The organism is Edaphobacter paludis (genome assembly GCF_039993895.1).
GTDB classification, from domain to species: Bacteria; Acidobacteriota; Terriglobia; order Terriglobales; family Acidobacteriaceae; genus Edaphobacter; species Edaphobacter paludis.
In genome coordinates this window covers 618,273-639,830 of sequence record NZ_CP121194.1, presented here as the reverse complement: position 1 = coordinate 639,830, position 21,558 = coordinate 618,273, and the positions used below count along the sequence as shown (strand labels likewise).

Genomic DNA, 21,558 nt, shown 5'->3' with positions numbered 1-21,558 from the left:
TCCCGGTCTGATATTCCGCACGCGGTGACCTTCCGTTGCGCGGCTGTTTGGAGAGGATAGACGAAAGAGGTAATGTGGAGGCGTCCTTTCTTCGGCGATCTGCCTATGGCCGGCCGCTAGTTATGGGCTGTTCCTCATGCGTGAAATTCAAACAGCCAATTTCCTCTTTCTATGGGAGCCACCGTCGTGAAGAGAATTCGATAGATTTCCGCGCCCCACGTCCTCTGCAAACCTTCATCCACTAGGGCAATCGTTTCGATGCTGGGTTTTACCAGCGCCGAATCAAATATCAGATGAACGTCTGCAGTTCGCTTGTCGGGCATACCAAGACTGATTGAGCCTTGCGAACTCATCGTCGGCTTTCTTGGCGTCATGAACGTGAGAGTCACGGGTTTATCGTCTTCCAGTTGAAAATTCTCCCTAAGACGAATCCGCTGCGTGTTTCGTTCGAGAGTGATACTGCGAAGCCAACGTCGCACTCCTGCCGTAGCGGGATATGCAGTTGCCAGATCCATGGAAAGGCCCGTTTGCGCATCGTCGCAAACATAATGAAGGTCGGAAGCGCGATATCGATCGTCGTCACCTTGTTGCATGACGCCGTTTACGGCTGGCAGGTTGTGATATGCCGACTGCATGGTCCAAATGCTATAGCGGTTCGGGCCGAAGGTTTTTGCGGTATAGGCTTCGACGCCAACATCGATGAAGACAGGAGTTCCATCATGAAAGATGATGAAGCTACCGGAATCGCAGTGCCCATGGCTGCGGTTGTTTCTGGCGGCCTGTACGGCCAGGTAAAAACCTTCGTCGCTATCGACTTTTTCGCGTGTCGTCATAAGACCGAGCGCCGGGTACCAGGCGGACCTCCCCAACGCGTCTGCTTTCGGCGAATTTCGCGCTTTGGCGACCGTGAGAACATTTGGGGTTTCCCTCGCCAGGCGCCCCTGACCGTTTGGACTTACGGATTCAGCGGCGTTGAATGCTCCAAACGCCTTCAGTGCACGGTCGCCTGTTGCTGTACCGAAGCGATATAGAAGTTCTGGGGATTGGTCCAGCTTCGCATGTGCGTCGCCATAATTCACATAATAGTGACCAGCTATATGTACATCCACGATGTAATGCCCCATCCGCCGCACAAAAGGATTCGACAACAAATCCTTTTTGCCACCGGTAGCCGACATTAACGCACTACAGCAATCGAAATACGACCCCGAAGAAACCTGCCAGTAACCTGGTCCCTCTTCGCAACCTCCGTCCACCGAATAATCGGTCAGGAAACGATCGAGACTGCTGCAGATTTTACTTGTAGCCGCGAGACGTCGCGCCGGGTCCATTTCAAGGAGCAGATTTGTTTCCAGCCAACTTGAGTTGATCCACGGTGTCCAGTTGTTGAGTCGGTGTCTCGAACCACTCAATCCCATCCAGGCAAAGTCTATCCGACTAAGACCAGGGTCCAGAATCCGGCGATTCGCTTCCATCTGGATCCGCTTGTTGATAAGTGGAGACACTTTATCGAGTCCCTGTCCGACCAGATATCGCGTCCAAGCGAGAGTGGCGGCGGTTTCGGCGCCGAAGAGATCGATGATCGGTTCTGTGACATCAGGCAGCCCAACCCCTGCTTTCTGCGCGGTAAGATGTGCTGGAAGTCCCCAGAAGGACTCCTCACATATCAGCCACACTCCATTTGCGATCTCGTGCAGGAAGCGACCCTTCCCTTCCATACATTCAGCCAGCACCAACTCTGAGAGCCGCTGACGTCTCATAAAGAAGAGTCGCTCGTAGTCCGTTCTGTTTCCGTTTTCCTTGAACTCGAGGAAGAGCGTCGCGGGCAAAGTCGGCCACGGCGTTCCCAGAATGGCTTCTCCATGTTTTACGATAGCTTCACGAACATCCTGCGGCACGCCTTGCCATGATTCACGCTCAGCTGCTTTGGGATAAGGGTGCCAATCAGAAGCGGAGATCAGGTTGTTGGCTAAGAACTCCGGCGTGAGCATCGGACTGAGATAGGTTTTAGCTACGATGCCCTCGCTGGGCAAGATATCGTAGTCCCGCAGCTTGGACGGTGCGAGTCCAAACACTGAAGAGAGATGTGAATAACCAAGTCCTGCAGTCAGGCCAGCCACTACCTGTCTACGATTGATCGAACGCATTGTTGATTCTCCAAACGGCCTTGATCGGGGATGAGGATCTCCACGTGCTACTTGAACGTCACAATTAACTTGGTGGGCTGCATGGTCAATGGAACACCGGGAATGGTTAAAAGGTTGGTAGCGTCGCCTGTTATCACCCCCGATGCCAAGAGACGACCATTTTTAGATAGCTTCCACAAATACGCTTTGCCTGCGACCGCTGTAAAGTACTGTAGACGCCGCAATGTAACGTTCGCTGTTGCATGATCCGGCATAGAAGCTGGTGGACTTTTAACCAGCGGATGCTCCATCCACAACAGCATGGAAAACTCGCGGGGACTGTCGGCTTCATCTTTCCAGCGAAAGTACGCGTTCACCTGTCCGGACTCATCGAAGTCTGCCGGACCGTGGAGCCAAGGAGATTGCTGATCGGATGAGGCATGCGTGAACACCGGGTATGCTTCGTTCTTGCGAATTTCAAGCCACGGAAAAGCTAACGCGATCTGACATAGTGGGCTCTTTGCGATGGCCGATGCAAACGTTGTATGGCCAAAGGGGCCCCAGCTTAGGACCAGCGGTAACCTACCGTCCACTGCTGCCTGGACAAGCGCGGGCTGCGTCATGGACCAACTATCGATGGGGGAAGAAAAATCAACGATAACTGGAGGATCGGGATTGTCGGTGCCCGAAGCCTTAGCGATCCATGCGTCTCGCTTAGCCTGTGGCGCTATTACATCTGGTGAGGGAGCGAAACCGCCCATGCTATAAGAGGCGAACCCGGTTCCTGCCGGCACGGTAACCCGCATCGCGGCGAAGATGTCACCATGATTAATCCCGATGCCAAGGGCTCCATTGCCCCCCATGGATACTCCGCTCAGATAAATCCTGTTGCGATCGATTCCGTAGTGCTGAACCACCCACTCGATCGTGTCCAGCACTCGGAGTTCAGCGGCAGGGGGTGTGTCAATATGTTTCGCTGAATTTTGACGCGCCTGGGTCCAGCCCCACCATTCAGCATTAGTCGAGTTGAGGTACAGTCCATAGAAGCCCTCCGGCACATTGGTCATTGCCGTGGCTGGATCATTGCCTTCATCTATTTTTCGGTCAAGCGCTGCATAGCCGAGGTAATCGTAGGCTGTCCGATTGGCAGAGTGCAGGACAACGTAGAGCGGCGCGCCTTTTTGCGGCGCTTTCGGAGAAATCACATAGAAGCTGTTGTGGTTCTGTTCAGCCGCTCCGCTCTCCTGTGCTGCTGGATAGTCCCAGCCTGCATTGGAGCTTACGGCATATCCCCACTGGACACGCGGGCCGTGAGTATAACGTTCGATGATTCGGCCGTCGTTAGACTTAGTAACGGTGTTGGCCTTGTCCAATGTCGGTGGCCAGTCGGCTGCATAGCTGATGCTGGCGAAAAGAAACAGAGCTATGGTTGCAACTTGAAACATGCGGCCTGCTGACGCCGAAGGACCGTAGACGCGGCTATTGTTACTGCTTGAACAGCTCTTCATCTCTCACCCTGAACTCTCGGAGTATTTTCACAACGAACTGCACGCTGATTTTGCGTAACCGCATTCTGAATTTAGGCCTGTGTAAAACAGATAGCTGCGCCTCCTCTGGGCTGAAGTGTCAACTTCAAAACGTCGCCATGCTGGAATGACCGTTGATTCTTCTGGATATCCTTTGGACCGCTGCCATCTGAAAAAATCATCCCTGCGTATTGTTGTCCGGGCTGCAACATATCGAGGTCGATTTTCATGTCGCGGCCGCTATCGTTGGTGATGACTCCGAGAAACCAGCTCTTCCCTTTGCGACGGGCAATCGCGACAAAGTCTCCCGGGTGGCCATCCAATACTTTCGTGTCATCCCAGACAGTCGGCAGTTCTCGAAACCATTCCATCCCTGTCGACTCCGTCCTAAAGGCTGTCGGATGGTCGTACCAATAGATGAATTGAAGCGGACTGTAAAGAACAACCGCGAGTGCCATCTGGTGCGCCCACGTATTCTTGAGTCTCGGATCAAACCAGCAATATGTGTAGTCTGCCGCACCAGCCAGCATTCGGGTAAAGGGTAACGTTGTGCTGTGTGCGGCGCTAGGGAACTCCTCGTTGCCACGTATGCCCTCCTGGGTAAGAAGATGAGGGTAGGTGCGGCTCATCCCTGTGGGACGGAACTCATCGTGAATATCAAGAAACAAGCGATATTCTCCGGCTTTCTTGATTGCGTCGTAAAGCAATCGAGTCCAAGGCTGCGTATGGACGTTTACGAACCCATACTTGATGCCGGCAACGCCCCACTGTCGGTAAAGCGGTAGGAGGACATCCAACTGGCGCTCCATAGCGATGTGGTTGATATAGAGGATCGTACCGATGTTCTTGGACCTTGCATAGTCAATGACTTCACGAAGATTCAGGCCGCGGTAGTCCGGATTGGCATTGATCGCTTGAGGAGCGACGTTGATCTTTGTCGCGTCGGCCGCTTCATCGTCCTGATCGCCATACCAACCGGCATCGAACTCGATGTACTGAATATTCTGGCTCGCGGCGAAGTCAACTAGTTCGCGACCACCACGTGTCGATAGGGTCATCTCCCTCATCACCTTGCCGGGCAGAATCCAGTTTGTGGACGCTAACCTCGATGGTGGGCACAGGTTTTGCAAAAGGTAATTGTGTTCGAGCAGGTGGCGTGGCTTTTCAGCAACCAGGATGAAGCGCCAAGGACTCGAAAAAGGCGCATGGTGGTCCGCAGTCCCCATCAGCTTGCCAACCAAGGAGTGATGCTCCGAATTGAGTGAGGCAAGAAACATTGAAGGATAATCATCCTGCGCGGCCTCTCCAATCGCTGCCCAAAGTCCATTCGACAGTTCGATGAGGAAGGGCCGCTCGTTAACTCCCGGGACATCTGCTATGAGAGAGCGCGTATAGTTGCCCTGCGCGGTGTGCGTCCACCAGCCATAGGCGCCGTCCGCAAGACGGAACTCGCTCCTTTCATCAGTAATCACCATGGATTGCAAACCAGGCTGTGCGGGGACAAAATAGCGAAACGCAATTCCTTCGTCATAAGCGCGGAACTCTATCCTCAGTCTTCGGCCTGGAGGTATCTCCTCCTGAACTTCAATTTCCGTTGCATTAAAGTTATCCGGAAAATTATCGCGCTCACCGTAAGGTGGCTTCCACGATCCCCGGTGTTCTGTTTGACTTGTCTTGGTCAATTTGAAATGAGAGTCGAGGGGTGGAGCGCCATCCAATTTGAGGCCCAAGGATGAAGCTAAAATCACCTCCCGTCCAATCAGCGAAACTGTATACGTAACGTTGCCCTTTGTGAGGCTGATCGTAAGCACCACGTTGCCCGAAGGCGATGTCAGAGCGAACGGGAGAGACATGCTTCCGGGTTTGGCCGCTGCGAAGGCATCATGGACCGGATTGGATACTGCGGGCTGTTCTCCGACAGCGGCAACAAGGGGGCCTGGCCAAAACGCTGCGGTAGCACCTGCAGCCATGCCACCTAAGATACTTCGCCTCGTGACTAACGTTGCAGTCGAATGTTCCTTCATCTCAGCTCCACGCAAATGTTGCGAATCGTAATCAAGACAGCTCCGGGCGTGCACTGCCCCGGAGCTGACTCAGGTTGCCAACTTAGAAGGTCAATCGGGCCGTGAGTTGAATTTGACGCGGCGTCCAATACGAAGTGAGGAAATTCTGAGTGCCATCCGTGGCGTTTGGGTTGATGTAGCCCTGGATATTGAAGGCATTGAAGGCATCCACATTGATTTTGAAATTTACCGTCTCCGAGATCGGGAACACTTTGAAAAGTGAGAGATCGGCATTGTAGTTGAAAGGACCCGGCAGAATTGTGTGAGAGAACGGATTCACTCCCGAGGGTCCTGGGCTGTATGCAACCGTAGTGCTTTTGCCGTTCTTCAGGTGCACCGACACATTATTGGTTCCATAGAGCGCAGTCACAGTGGGATCATTATTGATTGGGGTTTGATATGGCATGTAACCAGAGGGAAGACCGCTGACTCCTTTCGTTGCAGCGTTGATGGACGTGGGGGCGATGTAGCCATTGAACCAAAGGTTTTCTGGATGGCATACGCCACTGCGGCAGTCAGTAATCCGGTGGGAATGCTTGTAGAGCCGAATAGGGCTGGTTGGGCCCCAGTTGGTCGCTGCTACCGCGAAATTCTGAGAGATGACCTGGCCGGTACCCGCTATTTGGAAACCGCCAATTACCTCATTCCAGAATCCGTTTGCGTTCGAGAAGAAATGTTTACCTCGGCCGAACGGAAGCTCCACCAGCCCATTGAAGCCAACGTGATGCTCGGGAATCGCCGTGTCGATTTGATAGTTCTCAAATCGATTAAGCTTCGCAAAGTCTGTAGAAGGTAGAGCCCCCGGAGCATAGTCCGCTGCAGGGTAAATCAAACCGTCGCGGCTCGAATTGCCGCCAACCCGGAACGCCCTGGAATACACATAAAAGATCTGGAATCCATAGCCATGTTTCGTCAGGCGCTGGAAGTTCAGTTGGAGAGAGTTGTCGTTTGAATAGCCCGTCTTCTGGATCACGGCAGCGCTTCCACCATAGGTCGTCTGATCATACGGGCCGGTCGCTACCGAAGCGTAGGTGCCAACTGGAGGCACTACACCGTTTACGGTTTCATAAACATAGGTGGACGGATGCTCGTTGTACAGATTGTTTTGCCCCAGTCCAGAGCCGTGATCATAAAGATAGGTCACGCGCAGAACGGAGTTCCATTTGATAGGCTGCTCTACCGTGGCATTCACCTGGGTTACATAGTTTGGCGAAAAATGCGGGTCAAGCGTGATGAGGTTAATGCCGGGCTGAATGGAGTTGATGGAGGCGCTATTCACCACGTTGGCGCTATTGGATCCAGCGACGACGGTCTGAGGAGTACGTAAGAGGTAGTTCGGCAAGCCGTCCGGGGACTGGTTTGCCGTGATGTAACTCTGGGAGTAGCTGGCCGTGAAGGGAGAGTCATGACCTGTCTGCACCAGCGAGTTGCGCAGAGGGATTGGATAAATGTACCGCCCGTAACCGCCTCTCAAAACAGTGCCATGCCTGCCGCCGAATGGCGCATATGCCACTCCGAGACGAGGGCTGAAGGTAAAGTCATCGTTGAAAAACATGGTGTTTGGGATTCCCGCTGTCTGCGGCGTTTCAAAATTCACGCCAAGTTTTTCGAGGTTTGTGACGATCGCTTGCGTGGTGTATCCCTTGTCTATGTAGAACTGCAAAGGATTTGCAAGAACGATGGCCTTACGTGCGATGTCGAAACTTTCCGTTGTACCGTTCCTGGTGTACGGCGCCGGATGGATTTCCCAGCGAAGTCCGGCATTGATCGTAATATTCTTGGTCATGTGGAAATTGTCCTGAATATAGGAATCGATCTCCATATCACGGTAGTGGGCATAGGGTCCGCTCTTTGCGACGGCGTAGTTGTTGGAGGCGCCGAGGAACAGATCGGCATTCCCATCACCAGTGTTCGCCTTGGCTGTGTAATTTGCTCCCGAGGTGGGATCAACATCAGCGCTGGCATAAGCGCCGAAGCTCACTGTGTCGTTGGTGCGGTCTGGAAGAGAGCCGAACCGCTCATGCCGGTATCGACCGCCGAACAGGACCTGGTGATGACCGATAATCTTGGTAAGGTTTTCGTCCACGTTGGTGATGATCTGGGCGACGCCGTAATTGAACTGAGTGCCGCCGTATGGCATGATTCCGCCGCTAATGTTCGGAAATCCGAGTTCTCCGAAATTATTGGGAAGCCCCATCAACTGTTCATAATCCAGGTATGGGTTACCGCCGCCTTGGACATACTGATTAAACCACTCATTACCGACAACGAACTCAGAGACGAATGTTGGGGAAAAGATATGGGTATACCCAAGGGCGCTGCTGATTGTCGTAACAGGAATCTCCTGCAGACCGCTGGCGCCTGCGGGAAGACCGGCACCGGCAATAGTCTGCGGTGAATTCGAAGGATAGTTCCGCAGCGCCGCTGTCGTTATCTTGGTCTGGGTATAGCGCAGAAACAGGCGATTGCTTTCATTCACAAGATGATCGAGTCGAAACGTCGCGTTCGGGGCTGTCGCGTTATTGAGCGCAGGCGCGTTGTAGTTGCTCGCCACCAGTGGGTTATCGGCGGAAGTCGGCAGAGGAGTGATGGCATAGAGAATCTTCGCCAGCGGGCTGATGCGGCTGATGTCAATCTTGTTGCCGGCGTAGGCAGTACGCTGAAAGTTTACGGGATTACTCGTGGTGGAATCGTACAGAGTTTGTAGAACGCCGGCGCTGTTGTAGTCATTGCTGAAATCACCATTTCTCATGGCAACCGTCGGAACAGTGACAAGTTCGTTCGTATAGCTGCGAAGAGAATAGCGCTCGAAAGCGAAGAAGAAGAAAGATCTGTCTTTTCCGTTGTAGAGCTTTGGGATGATGATGGGCCCGCCCAATGAAACACCAAACTCATTGCGAACGTAATGAGGAGCGGAGTAGTTCGAGGGATTCTGGCGTGCCTTGGCGATACCGATCGCATTGTTACGGGCCGTTTCAAAAAGGGAACCATGAAACCCGTTCGAGCCCGACTTTGTGGTGATAATGCCTGTCGCCGGTGTAGCAAACTGTGCATTGGAGTTGGTGGTTTCAAGGCGAACCTCTGCCACCGCATCCGGATCTGGCAGTTGCGCCTGCGTAGAATTCCCCTCACCGCCAAAGTTGCGATTGAGCATAGGCGCGCCGTCCTCGACATACTCGAGTGCCTCGGCGAGGTTGCCGTTGGCTCGCTGACCCCCGACTTCCAGGCCCGGAGTCGTGAGCTGAGTCAGGTTCAGCACATTGCGTCCGTTTTCTGGCAATTCCATAATGCGGGAATTATCCAGTGTGGAACTGATGGTTCCACTATCGTAGGTGGCTAGTTGCACGTCGTTCGCCGAGATAGTGACCTGTTGCGATACCTCGCCCGCTGAAAGAGATGGATTGATGACAGCGACCTGAGCCACCTGCAGCGCGATACTGGTTTGGTACTTTTTCATTCCAGGGGCGATGAACGTGATCGTGTAGTTTCCCACGAACAGCGACGGGACCGAGTAAAAACCTGTGGCATTCGACATGGTGTCTACCGCCACACCGGTAGCCTCATTGCTTACATGGACTGAAACCTGCGGTACAGCAGCACCACTCGAATCCTGCACCGTTCCCTGAATGGAACCGATACCGCTCTGAGCCCATAGGGTGGCTGTAGACACTATCAATACGAGAAGAAAGATGGGAACGGACTTCGTCAACCAAATCCCTAACCAACCTTCTTTCGTCACAACTTTCATCACGTTCATTTGTACTGCCTCCTCAAGATGAACCAGGTAGTCGTTTCTACAAACCAAACATCGTCGAAAGCGGATGCAGCTTGCCCTCAATGAAAGGCAGACTCAAGTAAGCAGCCTGTCTGACATCTGTCTAGTCACTTCCGCTCGATACCGTGTACGTTGCCGGATAGAACGATTCCACACGAACATCGGATTGTCAAGAGCGAATATTTCCTTCCACCTGTAAAAATAGCTGACCTTGAAAATAGGGTGGTCGCCGTACTTGCTGGACCTCTTCCTATTCCCCTCATCGGAGTTATGGGTTTGGCAAATGTCAGTTGCGGGCCCCCACCCAACTCCAGACTAAGGAATGCAGGCCTATGGGCGCTGCATTACGAGATGCGATGTTTCCGGTAACGAGAACGCCAGTCGGCTCCATTCTTGTGGAGGAAAGATGAGGTGCAGAGAAAATCCATGAATACCAGAGATAACGTCGCAGGCATCAAGGACATTGCAGGAGCACTCAAGATTTCGATTGGGCCAGCTGATCGAGCTCTCCATGGACGAGCCGGCGTAAGCAAGGTACGAAAGCAAGTGTCCTCAAGATGGTCGAAAGGCTGAGTTATAAAACGACCTCGCCGGCTGGATCCTCAATCTAGATCAACGATTTTCGATTGCAAACGCTCACTTTGATGAAGAGGAAAGATCGCCCTGACGGTCTCCAGCTCATCACTGCAAATAGCCTTCCCGTCCTAGACGCGCTCGACAAAATTGGTTTGCTGGGAAAAGTACAGATCGTAACCACGGATCTATTTCAGGAGCTGATCCCGATTATCGAAGAGGGCAAGGTCCTGGCATCGATTTATCAGCGACCTTACACTCAAGGAAAAGTGGCATACGAAAACCTGTTGGCGCATTTGCTGAAACAAGGAAACCTGCGATTAACTCTCAGGCTCGCACCCACGTCATTTTTCGCAGTAACCTTTCGTCGTTCTCCAATCGAAAGGTGAAGACGATCTCTCGCAGTAGCAGCATGCCCACGCTGCGTACAGTTCTCAGGGGGCATGAGCCGGGCAGAAGCATGTGCGATTGACCACGCTATGTCGTCGTTGCTTCGATGTCCTCGAGAGATCGACCTCTAGTTTCAGACACTGCCATTGCAACGAACACACTTCCGCCTACACACACGACCCATAGAGCAGAAAAAACTCCCCCGGGGCATAGCAGTTTATTTAAAATATGGGAAAGGTATACGTGAGCAGGAACGAGGCTACCCAGAGAGCGCTGATAGATACTGATATGCCGCGGGAACGAACGCCATTCGGATAAATCTCCGCAATAAGGACCGACGTTATAGGTGCGAGCGTTACTTGAATCCAGAAGATGTAGGTTTGATCCCAAGCACTTCTCTCTGAAACCATGCCGTCGGTCCTGCCGACCAGCCGTGGGCCATGGAAATGAAGTATCCCGTGGTTCCATCTGCCTGAAGGCCAAGGTGCGGATTAGCTTTCTGCCACCGGAGATCATGGGCTTCCCAGAAACTGGTGGCTCCTTCCGCCAGCATACCGCCCCAATACTTCCTTATCCACATCAGTGCATCTTCGCGATGGCCCATCTTCGCCATCGCGTCCAGCACATAGGTATTGAAGTAGGGGCTCACGACTTCATCTGTGGGAGAGTCCTGTTTGACCTTTGCGAGCACGCTATCCCAAATCGCATGGTTTGACTCCTCACCCAATGCCAGGACCGCGAGTGTATTGAGATGCCAGGTGCTCCCGTAAGTTTGGGTCTTCGGATTCTTGTAGCTTGCAATAGCAGCATCGGCTACCCGCTTTGCGTGTGCCGCAAACTTCGCCGGTGTCGCCGCATCTCCCAGTTCCGCCAGTAACTTTGAACCAGCCACGTAGGCTCGCACATACTGCATCTGCGTACCGATGCGAGCGTCCTTCGTGTAGGTGCTCATTCCTGGGACCAATCGACGAACATCCACGCATGCTTTGGGTTTGTAAATATGTTGGAACTATCCAGGTTTGCATCCATGCCTTCAAGAAGGCTCACAATGTTGTCGTGCTGCGTCGCTAAAAAGCTCGGTCGCCGCTGTGCAGATAGAGATCGTAGAGCGTGGTGATCCACAGACCTGTATAGTCGGGTATACCCGTAGTCGTTCTATCGGGTCCTGTTATCAAATTGCGCAGTGTATCCTCCAGCAGTAAACTATCGCCGAAAACATCGGAAATCACTCTGCCAGAGATATCAAGGTCACCGCTCCAGCGTCCACGATCACGCTTGGGAGCGTCCCAAACGTCATCCTGCATGCAGAGATGCGCGGTATAGGCGCCTGTCTCCCAGATATGGTTCAATAATGGGTCAGAGGACTCAAACGATCCCTGGTATTGGACCGGACAATAAATGCCTTCGACACGGATATCTCGTGATGGGTGAGCTCCGCAGAAAAGTAATTTTTCGCAAAGCGGAATGCGGACTTAGGGCCCCTTGCGATACCGTTTGCCGGCACATTAAGCAGGTTCGTTCCGAGGAAGTTGCCACCTTGTGGGCCTGGTGCCAAACCGGTGCTGATGGCCTCAATTTCAGATTCCCCATAGGCGATCGAAAGTATTGAGCCTGTATCATTGGCGGAATCGACGAGAAGACGCTCATTGACCTCCCGTCCTCCTGGTTGGTCCGAGCACTCCAGTAGAGTTCACAACGGATGCGACTGGTTCTGCTACGTACACCGTTGGCACACTGGTTGCAGGCAGCTACCTTGTTACGGCGAGCTTCGGCGGCATGTCGGGTCTATTGCCCAGCTCGGCTTCCCTTATCGAGACGATCATTCCATCAAACGTTATTGCCACCACGACAAACCTCTCCGCCTCTCCCAATCCTGGGAACCTGGGCCGGGCGGTTACTCTTTCTGCATCGGTTACGGCAGGTGCCTCCGCCGTTAGAGCGGTACGATCAGCTTCTATGACGCGTCCAGAATGCCTGGCGCGGGCACTGTCAATAATTCGGGCCAAGCCACCTTAGTCACCTCCTCTCTTGCGGCCGGTACACATCCATTGACTGCGGTATTTCCGGCCACAGACAGTTTTGCAACCTCAACTTCGGCCATCAGCACACTGGCTTCTTCGGAACGGTATCGGTCGGCGGTATTCTATACACGTTCTTTGTCGCATCCTTCTATTCCCTATTCCCTTTGACGGCGGAGTCGAGGTCGTCAGTTCGGTTCCCCAATACGGCCGATGGGGCTAGGCCGCTACCAAAAGATAGGATCGTGGTTACGTTACCTCAAGGTCAGGAAAAGTTCGAAAATCGTCCACCAGTGCCGACCATTTACTTTCAATTACTTATTCATATAGCTCTGGACTCAAAGGTCCATCCGTGGGTCCATAAGGGTCCAAGAAGCGAAGCCCGTCTACAAATGTCCGGCGAATCTCGATGGATATCCAAATCGACGACTACGAAGCCGAACCGCCAGTCGCACCTAAGTAGCCACCACGCACTCCACATCACTTGTCAGCCGCGTGGGTGTATGTGAGGGGAGTTCTCAATGAGTGTATCGGCGATTTGTCATCAATTGAGATTTGTAACGCGGAATTACTTCCGGATTGCCACGATGCGGAAGCCCGCCTACGGCATCTATGATCGTGCGCGGAGCCTCCGGGATCGGTTGCCCAAGCCGCCTGTCTCTCGCGTCTGCCGCGGACCATGAGACTTGCAGGAAACCACGATTCATCCGGCGGCGGATGGCAAACGTCAGAAAGCGGTTGATCGAAGGACCGACATCTTCCTGGAGTCCAGTATCGGGGTCGATTTTTGCCAATTCTGCCGAATTGGTGATGTGCGCCAGCGTCAGCCGTACTTCATTCCCAAGCACCTGCTTCGTCGCAAACAGTTGATATTCGCGGGCCGGAATGAGGAGATCTCCGCGACCAGAGCCATCGCCGATGCGAGGGTCATTGGCATGGAAAGCCTTCGCCCAGCTCAGAGCAATTTGAGGAAGAACCGGAGCATCGGCCCTGCCAAAGGTGAAGTTTACTTTAGGACTTGTTGTCCCTGGCCACGCATCGAAAGAGTTTGCGGCTTGGATGTTATCGCGATTGCCGAAACGGATCTGGTCCCGCCGAAGTCCGAGGTAGACCTGAAGCTGCGGTAGCATTTGCCCGGTCACAGCGACGAAGGGCGAGACATTCGTGATCGTCAAATCATTGCTGGTCACAGCCTGGAACTGGCCTGCATCATCCGCTTTGGCGAGGTCCAGACCTCTCGGAGCATCGCGTCGTGCATCGAGGCCGACGAGAAGAAGCCAGTTTTGGCCGAGTGGATCGGAGTAGGTTGCGTTGCCGCCCTGCACGGTCCGGAACTCGCTTTGACGGATCAGACCATCGCCAAAGTTCGATTGCAACTTGAGGCTGTATGTCCGAAAGTAGATTCCCGTTGTCAGTGCGCTCTTCTCCGAGATTTGCCAGTGATCGGCGAGGAGCGCGAGACTCGTATGCGTCAAGTCGAGTTGTCGAAGGTCAATGGAGTCATTCGGGACGAATGTGTTGATCGGGATTAGACCAGGAATTCTGGAGAAACCGTAATAGCCCAGACCGTAGGCTGTAAGCTCGTGCTTTCCTATCTCCCAGGTACGCGAGGCATTGATCTTATATTGCTGCCTCTCCTCGGCCCGCTTCAGGAAGCCATTGCCAAAGAGAGCTTCAACGGCGACCCATCCTCTCTTCGAAATATTCTCTGGACTCCAACCTGCAGAGATGGCTCCATCGCGCCCGTCCGTTGTTACCTGGACAAACGAAGGCAGCCGGTCTTTCACGTCATAGGTGATCGCGAGATTGATGGAATGGTCGCCATAGCGGGCGTTGTAGGCCGCGTTATCGACCAAGACGCCACCGACGGTGGAGGCGATGACGAAGTTGGGATCGGCATAGCCGTTCCCATGTGCATTCGCTGTGAGATTGTTCTGGAAGAGAAACCCGCCGATCTGAAAGAACTGCGCGATGGGCTCACCGTGGTCGCCGGCGACACCGGGCGCGAAATACTGGGGAGCCTTGATGCCACCCGAAGCGGTTTCGGTCGGATAGCCGGGAATCGAGAGCGGAACGCCAGGACGTCCCGGATTGGCATCGAGCAGATCGGAACGTGAGAATCCCTGGGTCGAAGGATCGGGTGTGAGCGCATTTTCGTCCGCCCGCACCGTCACGCTATCGTTCTCCCTGAGCGCAATATCGAAGGTTCGATCCTGTGTCACATCGAGCGCAATGCGGAAGCTAGTCTGGTGATGCAGGCTCACCTCAAGTTTCGTAAGGCCGGGAACGACGGCCAGAGAGTACGCTCCAGAGGAGTCTGTCAACGTTGTCTTGCCAGCGGCTTCGATCTCAGCCCCGATTACAGATCGGCCGGACTGGTCGCGGACAACTCCCGATAATTCAACCTGTTTTACTGACGTTTGAGTTGATCCTGAGTGAGCCAACCCTATGCCGAGAGTAACGGTTGCAAGTAGCTGGGTTAGCGACGGGCGGGGCATGGCTTGATGATACTTGCGCTGTCCGCACTCGACGAGGCTGCCGAATAACGGACTTTCCGTTGCAGTCGGGACGTTTTTGAGGTTCAATCAGGGTATTGCGTAAGCTCATCTCCATTTTGTTGCTGGCACTGTTCAGCTTCCCTCTTGTTTCGCCTCTCCTTGCTTCCATGAGAGATGCAGATGCGAGTGTGCCGATCTGCTGTCGCAAGAATGGAAAGCATCATTGTTTGATGAACATGGCTGACCGTGGCAACTCGGCCCAGACGGGAACGCAGTTCACTGCCCCTGTCGAAAAGTGCCCGTATTGCCCGCGAACTGTTGTGACGATGCATTCAGACCCGATGTCGCTTGCAACTTCGGCTAGCATCTTCGTTCCTTTTCTAACCCATACTGGCGGTATAGCTCAAACGGAATCTAAGTGGCGGATTTCTCGCGACCGGTCACGTCAAAAGCGCGGACCACCTTCCTTCCTCGGCTAATTCTTGCCCTTTGGCAGCATCCGTTCCGGACTCCTTGGAGCCGTTAAGCGAGCGCTGCCAGTGTTTGGATTTCGACAAGTCACGTTCCTGTGATCAGGAGGTCGCTTTATGCGCCGTTTTATTGCCTGCCTTATTTTTCTGGGACTGCTTTGCAGTCCCGCCGCCCACGCTACGATCTTCGGTCAGGTTCACGGTGTCGTCCATGATCCACAGCACCGCCCTATCGCGGGAGTTCACATCCAACTTCACGCGGCCAACTCTGCTTTCACTAAAACCACGCTCTCTGGCCAGGATGGCTCCTTCTCCATTCCAGCGGTTCCGCTCGGCGACTATGTCGTTACGGCGTCTCAAACTGGCTTCGCCAGCGTCCGGCAAACCCTCGCGCTCGCCTCAGATACCTCACCCATCCTGCACTTCGAACTACAACTCGGTGCTGTGCAGCAGGCCGTAACTGTCACGACCGACACGAACACGGTCAACATCAACACTGTTACCCCGACCGCTCTCATCAGCCGCCAGGACATCGCATTGACACCTGGTGCAGACCGCACCAACAGCATGGCCATGATCACCGACTACGTCCCTGGGGCTTACATGACCCACGATATGCTTCACATGCGCGGTGGGCACCAGGTCAGTTGGCTCATCGATGGTGTCCAGATCCCAAACACCAACATCGCCAGCAACCTCGGCGCACAGATCGATCCCAAGGACATCGACTACATCGAAGTCCAACGCGGAAGCTACACCTCCGATGTCGGCGATCGCACCTACGGGGTCTTCAACGTGGTTCCCCGCACCGGCTTCGAGCGCAACCGCGAGGCTGAGCTTGTTCTTAGCGCCGGTAACTTCTTCCAGACCAACGACCAGATCAACTTTGGCGACCATACCGAAAAGTTCGCCTATTACGCCAGTCTCAACGGCAACCGTAGCGATTACGGCCTTGCGCCACCTGTCAGCCAGGTGCTGCACGACGCCAGTAACGGCTACGGCGGTTTCGCATCCTTCATCTATAACCGCACCCCAAAGGACCAGTTCCGTCTGGTCACGCAACTTCGCCAGGACTACTTCCAGATCCCTTACGACCCCGATCCCAACAGCTTTGAAAACCAGCAGTACGACTCTAGTGGTCTTCGCGACGGTCAGCACGAGACCGACGGCACGGCTGCCTTCTCTTGGCTCCGCACCTTCAATCCCTCGACTGTCCTGCAGGTCTCACCCTTCTTCCACTACAACAAGGCCGATTATGAATCGAATCCCAATGATGTCCCGGTAGCAACTACGGTCAACCGCTCCTCAACCTACGGCGGCGGCCAAGCCTCCATCACGACTCAGATCGCTCGCAACACCTTGCAGGCCGGCTTCTATTCCTTCGGCCAGCACGATAACTATCTTTTCGGCGCCATCTTCAACGATGGGAGTGGAAGTCCCAAATTCTCGACCCCTGACTCCGCATCCGGAGGTGTCATCGAGGAATACGTCTCTGACAACTACAAGGCGACCTCGTGGCTTACGCTCATTGCGGGTCTTCGTCAGACCCACTTCCAAGGCCAGTTCGCAGAAAATGAAACCGACCCACGATTCGGCGTTGCTGTCCGCATTCCTAAGTTGAACTGGGTCTTCCGAGGCTTCTACGGTCGCTTCTATCAGCCTCCGCCGCTGCTCACCGCCAAGGGCCCCATCGTGCAGTTTGCCCAGGCCAACAACACCGACTTCGTCTCCCTCCACGGCGAGCGCGACGAAGAGCACCAGTTCGGCGTACAAATACCATTTCGCGGCTGGCTCCTCGATGCCGACACCTTCAAAACCCGCATCAACAACTTCCTTGATCACTCCAACCTTGGCGACTCTAGTATTTACTTTCCAGTCACGGTCGACGGAGCACTTGTCCGCGCCTGGGAACTCAGCCTTCGTTCACCGCGACTCTGGCACTTGGGACAGGCTCACCTCGCCTACTCTAACCAGATCGCTGAGCAGCGCGGCAACATCACTGGGGGCCTCATTTGTACCCCCATCGGTGACCCCTCCTGCGACGCCGGCTTCGACTACTCACCCGTTGACCACGACCAACGCAACACTCTTAACGTAGGGTTCAACGCGACGCTTCCCCTCCGCACCACCGTCTCTACCAACGTCTACTATGGCTCCGGATTCCACAACGGCAACCCGGACCCCACCACGCCCTACCCCAATGCCTATCTACCTCAGCACACTACCTTCGATCTCTCCATCGGCCACAGCTTCGGCGAGAACCTCACCGCCTCCGTTACGGCAGTCAACGTAGCCAACCGCCGCGTTTTGCTCGATAACAGCCTCACCTTCGGCGGTTTCCACTACAACGACCCGCGCGAGACCTTCGCCGAGATCCGTTACCGCTTCAAGTTCTAGCCCACCAACCAGAAAGGCAGGACCGACGCAGCGCTTTCAGGCGTGGTGCCGGTCCCGCATTCAACTCCGCCGCATTGTCAGTACAGTCCGCTATCGTCAACTTGCGGGAACAGGGCAATGCCCTCAATGACGGCCTTCGCGATTTCGCATCAATCCAGAATGACTTCTTGAAGATGAGCGCGTTTATCGATCCTTGGCAGCGCTTTCCTGCAGGTCGCCGTCTAAAACTCGATCCTCCCTTGGAAAGCAATCATGCGAGGCGAACTATCGCCGCCGAGTCCGACGCCGAGCAGCCCTGTCGGCGGTGAGATCGTGCTTTGCAGGGTTCCAAAGCGAGCTGGGATCAGAGAGCCCGGCACACCGGCCTCCACGTTGCTGGGCAGCGCAAAATTCGCGTGATTGAAGGCGTTGAACATCTGGGCGTCGAAGCGGAAAGTTACGCCCTCGTGGAGTTTGAGAGTCTTGGTGATGTAAATGTCGGAATCCGTGAAATGTGGCCCTCGAACGGTGTTCCTTCCCGAATCTCCAAACTGGCAGTTGGCCACCGAGTCCCCACCCGTGCAGGCTCCCGTTGAAGGGTCGACGACCGAGGCGAATGCATCCGGATTGATCCACTGCCGCGTACCAGCTACAGTGACGCCCCTGACGGCGGATCTCTGGTAGAGCGGTACCCCAGGAACACGCCGGGCAAACTGCGGACCGCTGGACTGGAAGACACCGTTTCCATTCGCGGTATATGGCTGGCTGAGGATCGTGAAGGGCAATCCCGTATGGAAGAAGGCCGTTTCCGAGAAAGCCCATCCGCTAAGCATCTGGCGCAGGAGCGCCTGATGCGAGTGAAAGGGAATCTGGTAGAGGCCGAATGCAGAGATGTTGTGGCGAACGTCATAATCGCAGCTTCCATAGCTGCGGCTCAGCTCGCCGGCCAGAGGCGAGAGGATTCCCTGGCTGGAAAACGACAGGAGCCCGCCGTTCGAAACCTCATCGAGACAATGACTGAGGGTGTAGTTACCGCGCAGAGTGAGTCCGGCGATCTGCTGGGTATAGCTCGTTTGCAGCCCGGCGTAGCTGCTGTTCGCATCTGTCCGAAACTCGTTCACACTGCCGAAGCGTTGATCGAGTGGATGGCTATAGGCATACGGTGAAAAGCAGCCTGCGCAGACGTTCTGGTAGCCATTTAGCTCTACTTGATACGGCTCGTGAAGGCCGCGAGTGCCGACGAAGTCCACACGCACTGCGCCTTTGCCGCCGACCTGTTGCTCCACCCCGGCGCTGTACTGGTAGTACAAGGGAGTCTTCAGAGTGCCGGTTGGAAAGGTGTTAAGCCCGACCGCCAGCGGACAAACCGCATCTCCAGAAGCGATGCCAGTACACGGCGGAGCGCCGGTGCTGAAGCTCGTTTGCAGGGCCTTGTTCGCGGAGGCAAGAGCGTCAACTGCGCTGCCCGGAACCCCCGGAAAGATGGCCACGCCACCGACCTGTCCGGCCAGGCCACCCACAAAGCTGGGAGCATAAGGCGCGTTGGTCGAAGCCAGATCGGCAATCTGCGCGGGGATGATGTCACTGAAAACTCCGAAGCCCGCGTGAACGGCAGTGTGCGGCTCGACCTGATACGCGATGGACACGCGAGGCTGATAGATGAACAGCGGTGTGGCTGGGAAGAGATTATGAATACCCGTAAGAATCGCCTGATTCAGCGGCTGCGCGTTGCTGTGCTGCATGTCGAGAAACGAGCCCGCCGAACGCGCGAAAAGGCCTTGATCGTTGACGACGTTCGTATTCCAGGTCACCCGCATCCCGGCAGTCAATGTCAGTCTGGCTGACGGCTTGTAGCTGTCCATCGCATAGAACTCAAAGTTGCCATTCGCGACGCGCTCCCGTGTTCGCACTGGAAAGCTTTGTGTCGCTGTATAAGCCGCTCCGTAGGTGAACTGAGCGAGATCGTTCACCGTCACGAGCGGTACAGTCCCTTGCCCGAGGTCATAGTTGCTCACGTCCACGCGGCGTGTATTGATTCCAAACTTCAGCGTATGGCGATGCAGCGTCCAGATCAGGTTATCGTTCACCTGCCATTGCGTGACTTTGCGCCCCTGCGGATAGGTCTGGTCATTGCCGCCGATCGTGGTGAAAGGGAGGTTGGAAGTTCCTGCCGCGAGAACAATCGGGAACTGCTGCTGGACGGAAGCGAAGTTGTTCGGCTCGAAGACGCTCGCATACCAGCTTGCGCCGGGATTGATCTGGTTCACCAGGTTAGGCGTGAAGAGGTGTGTGTACCCCAGGACAAGGGTGCGCTGTGGTTGGGGAGAGAAGGCATTGAAGATCGGGTTGATCGGATCGGTATAGGCAGCTTGCAGTCCGGTATCCTGCTGAAACCGGTACCAGACGCTGTTCTTTTCGTTGATTGTCTGATCCATCTTCAGCACGATCAGATCTTCGCTATCCTTGTTGTTTAAGGACGCCTGTCGCTGATTCGCGCAGCCGCTGCCGTTCAGAAGAGTTCCAGCAGCAGGCGCAGGAAGCAATGTCCCATTCTCGTCAAAGGGACAAGTGCTCACCGGCACTGGCGTTCCGCCCGTATTGGAATAGAGCGCAAACATAGAACGATAAAGCGGGATTTCCGCTGGCTGCGCTGACAGCGTGACCCCTGTGATTGGGTCTACGCCACCCACCGCAAGCCGCTGCAACACATATTGCTGGTAGACAGGCGACGGAGCTGTGACCTGCGACACTACCGGCAGCGCAATGCGAATGCCTTCATAGTGAGCGAAGAAGAAGAGCTTCTGCGGCAGGATTGGACCGCTGACGCTAACGCCAAACTCGTTCACCGTGGACCGCGGCTTCTTCGCGATGTTGCCGGGAGAGTCGTTCGCGTGCAGGAAGTAATTCTGGGCATTCAGAAGCGACCCATTCCACACCTCGTACACATCGCCGTGGAAGCGGCTTCCTCCCGATTTGGTGAAGTAGTTGACCTGCGCTGCGCCGTAGCGGCCCTGGTCGACTGCATAAGAGTTCGTGTTCACGGTGGCTTCCTGCACGGCATCGAGGCCAATGACAAGATTGGTCGACAAGCCGATGTTCAGCCCCAGCCACGGATCGTTGGTGTCGTAACCGTCGAGAATGTACCCATTCGAGGTTGCGGGGAGCCCATTGAATTCGACGTTGCCATAGCCACCTGCGGCCTTGGCATCGTTGGATGATCCTGCTGTATTCATCAACGCACCCTGCGCAAACTGAGCGACGAAGGTCAGGTCCTGTCCTGGATTTGGAAGGCTGTTGATCGTCTTCGCTTCGAGCGTTGTCGTCGTGTTCGGATTGTCCAGACTGAGCAGGCCCTGTTGTGCGGTCACCTCGACACTTTCCGAGGCGGAGCTTACGGACAGAGTGAAGTTCAGCGTGATGGTACGCCCTACCCCGACCGGTGTCGCTTCCGAAGACGCCACTCCAAATCCGGAGGAGGTGACCGCCACCTGATAGGTGCCTGGATTGATTTGGGAAAGCAGGTAGTGCCCACTTGCGTCCGTTTGTCCAGTGCGCACGGCCTTTGTACTTACGTCCGTTGCTGTAACCGTGGCGTGGGGAATTAGAGCACCGCTGCTGTCGGTCACGGTCCCGGCTAGGGCGCTCGAAATGCCACTCTGCGCACGGGCGCCAATGAGCGGCAGGAACCAAAAGAGTAGCAGCAGAAAGAGAGTTTTAAGTATGGAGCGCATATTTAGGTGTAC

Annotated in this window: 12 protein-coding genes; 3 read left to right on the top strand and 9 right to left on the bottom strand. The window is 54.8% G+C overall.

Annotated elements, in window-relative coordinates:
- Positions 1-134: 134 nt before the first annotated feature.
- The 4 genes from P4G45_RS02270 to P4G45_RS02255 form a co-directional block, all read right to left on the bottom strand.
- Positions 135-2,147 (bottom strand): heparinase II/III family protein, encoded by a 2,013-nt coding sequence (locus P4G45_RS02270; RefSeq protein ID WP_348268081.1) that lies wholly within the window; start codon positions 2,145-2,147, stop codon positions 135-137.
- A 47-nt stretch (positions 2,148-2,194) separates the two neighbouring features.
- Positions 2,195-3,571, bottom strand: a complete 1,377-nt coding sequence (locus tag P4G45_RS02265) for a hypothetical protein (protein WP_348268080.1) — start codon at positions 3,569-3,571, stop codon at positions 2,195-2,197.
- A gap of 134 nt (positions 3,572-3,705) precedes the next feature.
- Positions 3,706-5,676, bottom strand: a complete 1,971-nt coding sequence (locus tag P4G45_RS02260; RefSeq protein WP_348268079.1) for a glycoside hydrolase family 97 catalytic domain-containing protein — start codon at positions 5,674-5,676, stop codon at positions 3,706-3,708.
- Between the two features lie 82 nt (positions 5,677-5,758).
- Complete coding sequence (locus P4G45_RS02255) at positions 5,759-9,472, bottom strand: carboxypeptidase-like regulatory domain-containing protein (protein WP_348268078.1); 3,714 nt, start codon at positions 9,470-9,472, stop codon at positions 5,759-5,761.
- A 662-nt stretch (positions 9,473-10,134) separates the two neighbouring features.
- Here P4G45_RS02255 and P4G45_RS02250 point away from each other — a divergent pair.
- Positions 10,135-10,452, top strand: coding sequence for a substrate-binding domain-containing protein (locus P4G45_RS02250; RefSeq protein WP_348268077.1), 318 nt, complete (start codon positions 10,135-10,137; stop codon positions 10,450-10,452).
- Positions 10,453-10,674: 222 nt separating this feature from the next.
- Here the strand turns inward: P4G45_RS02250 and P4G45_RS02245 are convergent, their stop codons facing one another.
- The 3 genes from P4G45_RS02245 to P4G45_RS16965 form a co-directional block, all read right to left on the bottom strand.
- On the bottom strand, positions 10,675-10,863 hold the full coding sequence (locus P4G45_RS02245) for an MFS transporter (RefSeq protein WP_348268076.1): 189 nt from the start codon (positions 10,861-10,863) through the stop codon (positions 10,675-10,677).
- Positions 10,809-11,405, bottom strand: a complete 597-nt coding sequence (locus tag P4G45_RS02240; RefSeq protein WP_348268075.1) for a hypothetical protein — start codon at positions 11,403-11,405, stop codon at positions 10,809-10,811. Before P4G45_RS02240 ends, P4G45_RS02245 begins: the two co-directional genes overlap by 55 nt.
- Before the next feature lie 115 nt (positions 11,406-11,520).
- Entirely contained in the window at positions 11,521-11,802 is a 282-nt protein-coding gene (locus tag P4G45_RS16965) for a hypothetical protein (RefSeq protein ID WP_373694145.1), read from the bottom strand.
- A 621-nt stretch (positions 11,803-12,423) separates the two neighbouring features.
- On the opposite strand from P4G45_RS16965, the gene P4G45_RS16960 reads away from it, so the two are divergent.
- Complete coding sequence (locus P4G45_RS16960; protein WP_373694144.1) at positions 12,424-12,642, top strand: Ig-like domain-containing protein; 219 nt, start codon at positions 12,424-12,426, stop codon at positions 12,640-12,642.
- A 347-nt stretch (positions 12,643-12,989) separates the two neighbouring features.
- Here P4G45_RS16960 and P4G45_RS02235 read toward each other — a convergent pair whose 3' ends face one another.
- Entirely contained in the window at positions 12,990-14,969 is a 1,980-nt protein-coding gene (locus tag P4G45_RS02235; RefSeq protein ID WP_348268074.1) for a TonB-dependent receptor, read from the bottom strand.
- Between the two features lie 587 nt (positions 14,970-15,556).
- On the opposite strand from P4G45_RS02235, the gene P4G45_RS02230 reads away from it, so the two are divergent.
- Positions 15,557-17,836, top strand: coding sequence for a TonB-dependent receptor (locus P4G45_RS02230; protein WP_348268073.1), 2,280 nt, complete (start codon positions 15,557-15,559; stop codon positions 17,834-17,836).
- Between the two features lie 221 nt (positions 17,837-18,057).
- Here the strand turns inward: P4G45_RS02230 and P4G45_RS02225 are convergent, their stop codons facing one another.
- Complete coding sequence (locus P4G45_RS02225) at positions 18,058-21,546, bottom strand: TonB-dependent receptor (protein ID WP_348268072.1); 3,489 nt, start codon at positions 21,544-21,546, stop codon at positions 18,058-18,060.
- Positions 21,547-21,558: the final 12 nt, after the last annotated feature.

What these genes read in the sequence shown, in the direction of transcription:
- P4G45_RS02260 (WP_348268079.1), bottom strand. Translation starts at nt 5,676, where the DNA reads ATGAAGGAACATTCGACTGCAACGTTAGTCACGAGGCGAAGTATCTTA.
- P4G45_RS02270 (WP_348268081.1), bottom strand. Translation starts at nt 2,147, where the DNA reads ATGCGTTCGATCAATCGTAGACAGGTAGTGGCTGGCCTGACTGCAGGA.
- P4G45_RS16960 (WP_373694144.1), top strand. Translation starts at nt 12,424, where the DNA reads ATGCCTGGCGCGGGCACTGTCAATAATTCGGGCCAAGCCACCTTAGTC.
- P4G45_RS02250 (WP_348268077.1), top strand. Translation starts at nt 10,135, where the DNA reads ATGAAGAGGAAAGATCGCCCTGACGGTCTCCAGCTCATCACTGCAAAT.
- P4G45_RS02240 (WP_348268075.1), bottom strand. Translation starts at nt 11,405, where the DNA reads ATGAGCACCTACACGAAGGACGCTCGCATCGGTACGCAGATGCAGTAT.
- P4G45_RS02225 (WP_348268072.1), bottom strand. Translation starts at nt 21,546, where the DNA reads ATGCGCTCCATACTTAAAACTCTCTTTCTGCTGCTACTCTTTTGGTTC.
- P4G45_RS02265 (WP_348268080.1), bottom strand. Translation starts at nt 3,571, where the DNA reads ATGTTTCAAGTTGCAACCATAGCTCTGTTTCTTTTCGCCAGCATCAGC.
- P4G45_RS02235 (WP_348268074.1), bottom strand. Translation starts at nt 14,969, where the DNA reads ATGCCCCGCCCGTCGCTAACCCAGCTACTTGCAACCGTTACTCTCGGC.
- P4G45_RS02230 (WP_348268073.1), top strand. Translation starts at nt 15,557, where the DNA reads ATGCGCCGTTTTATTGCCTGCCTTATTTTTCTGGGACTGCTTTGCAGT.
- P4G45_RS02245 (WP_348268076.1), bottom strand. Translation starts at nt 10,863, where the DNA reads ATGGTTTCAGAGAGAAGTGCTTGGGATCAAACCTACATCTTCTGGATT.
- P4G45_RS02255 (WP_348268078.1), bottom strand. Translation starts at nt 9,472, where the DNA reads ATGAACGTGATGAAAGTTGTGACGAAAGAAGGTTGGTTAGGGATTTGG.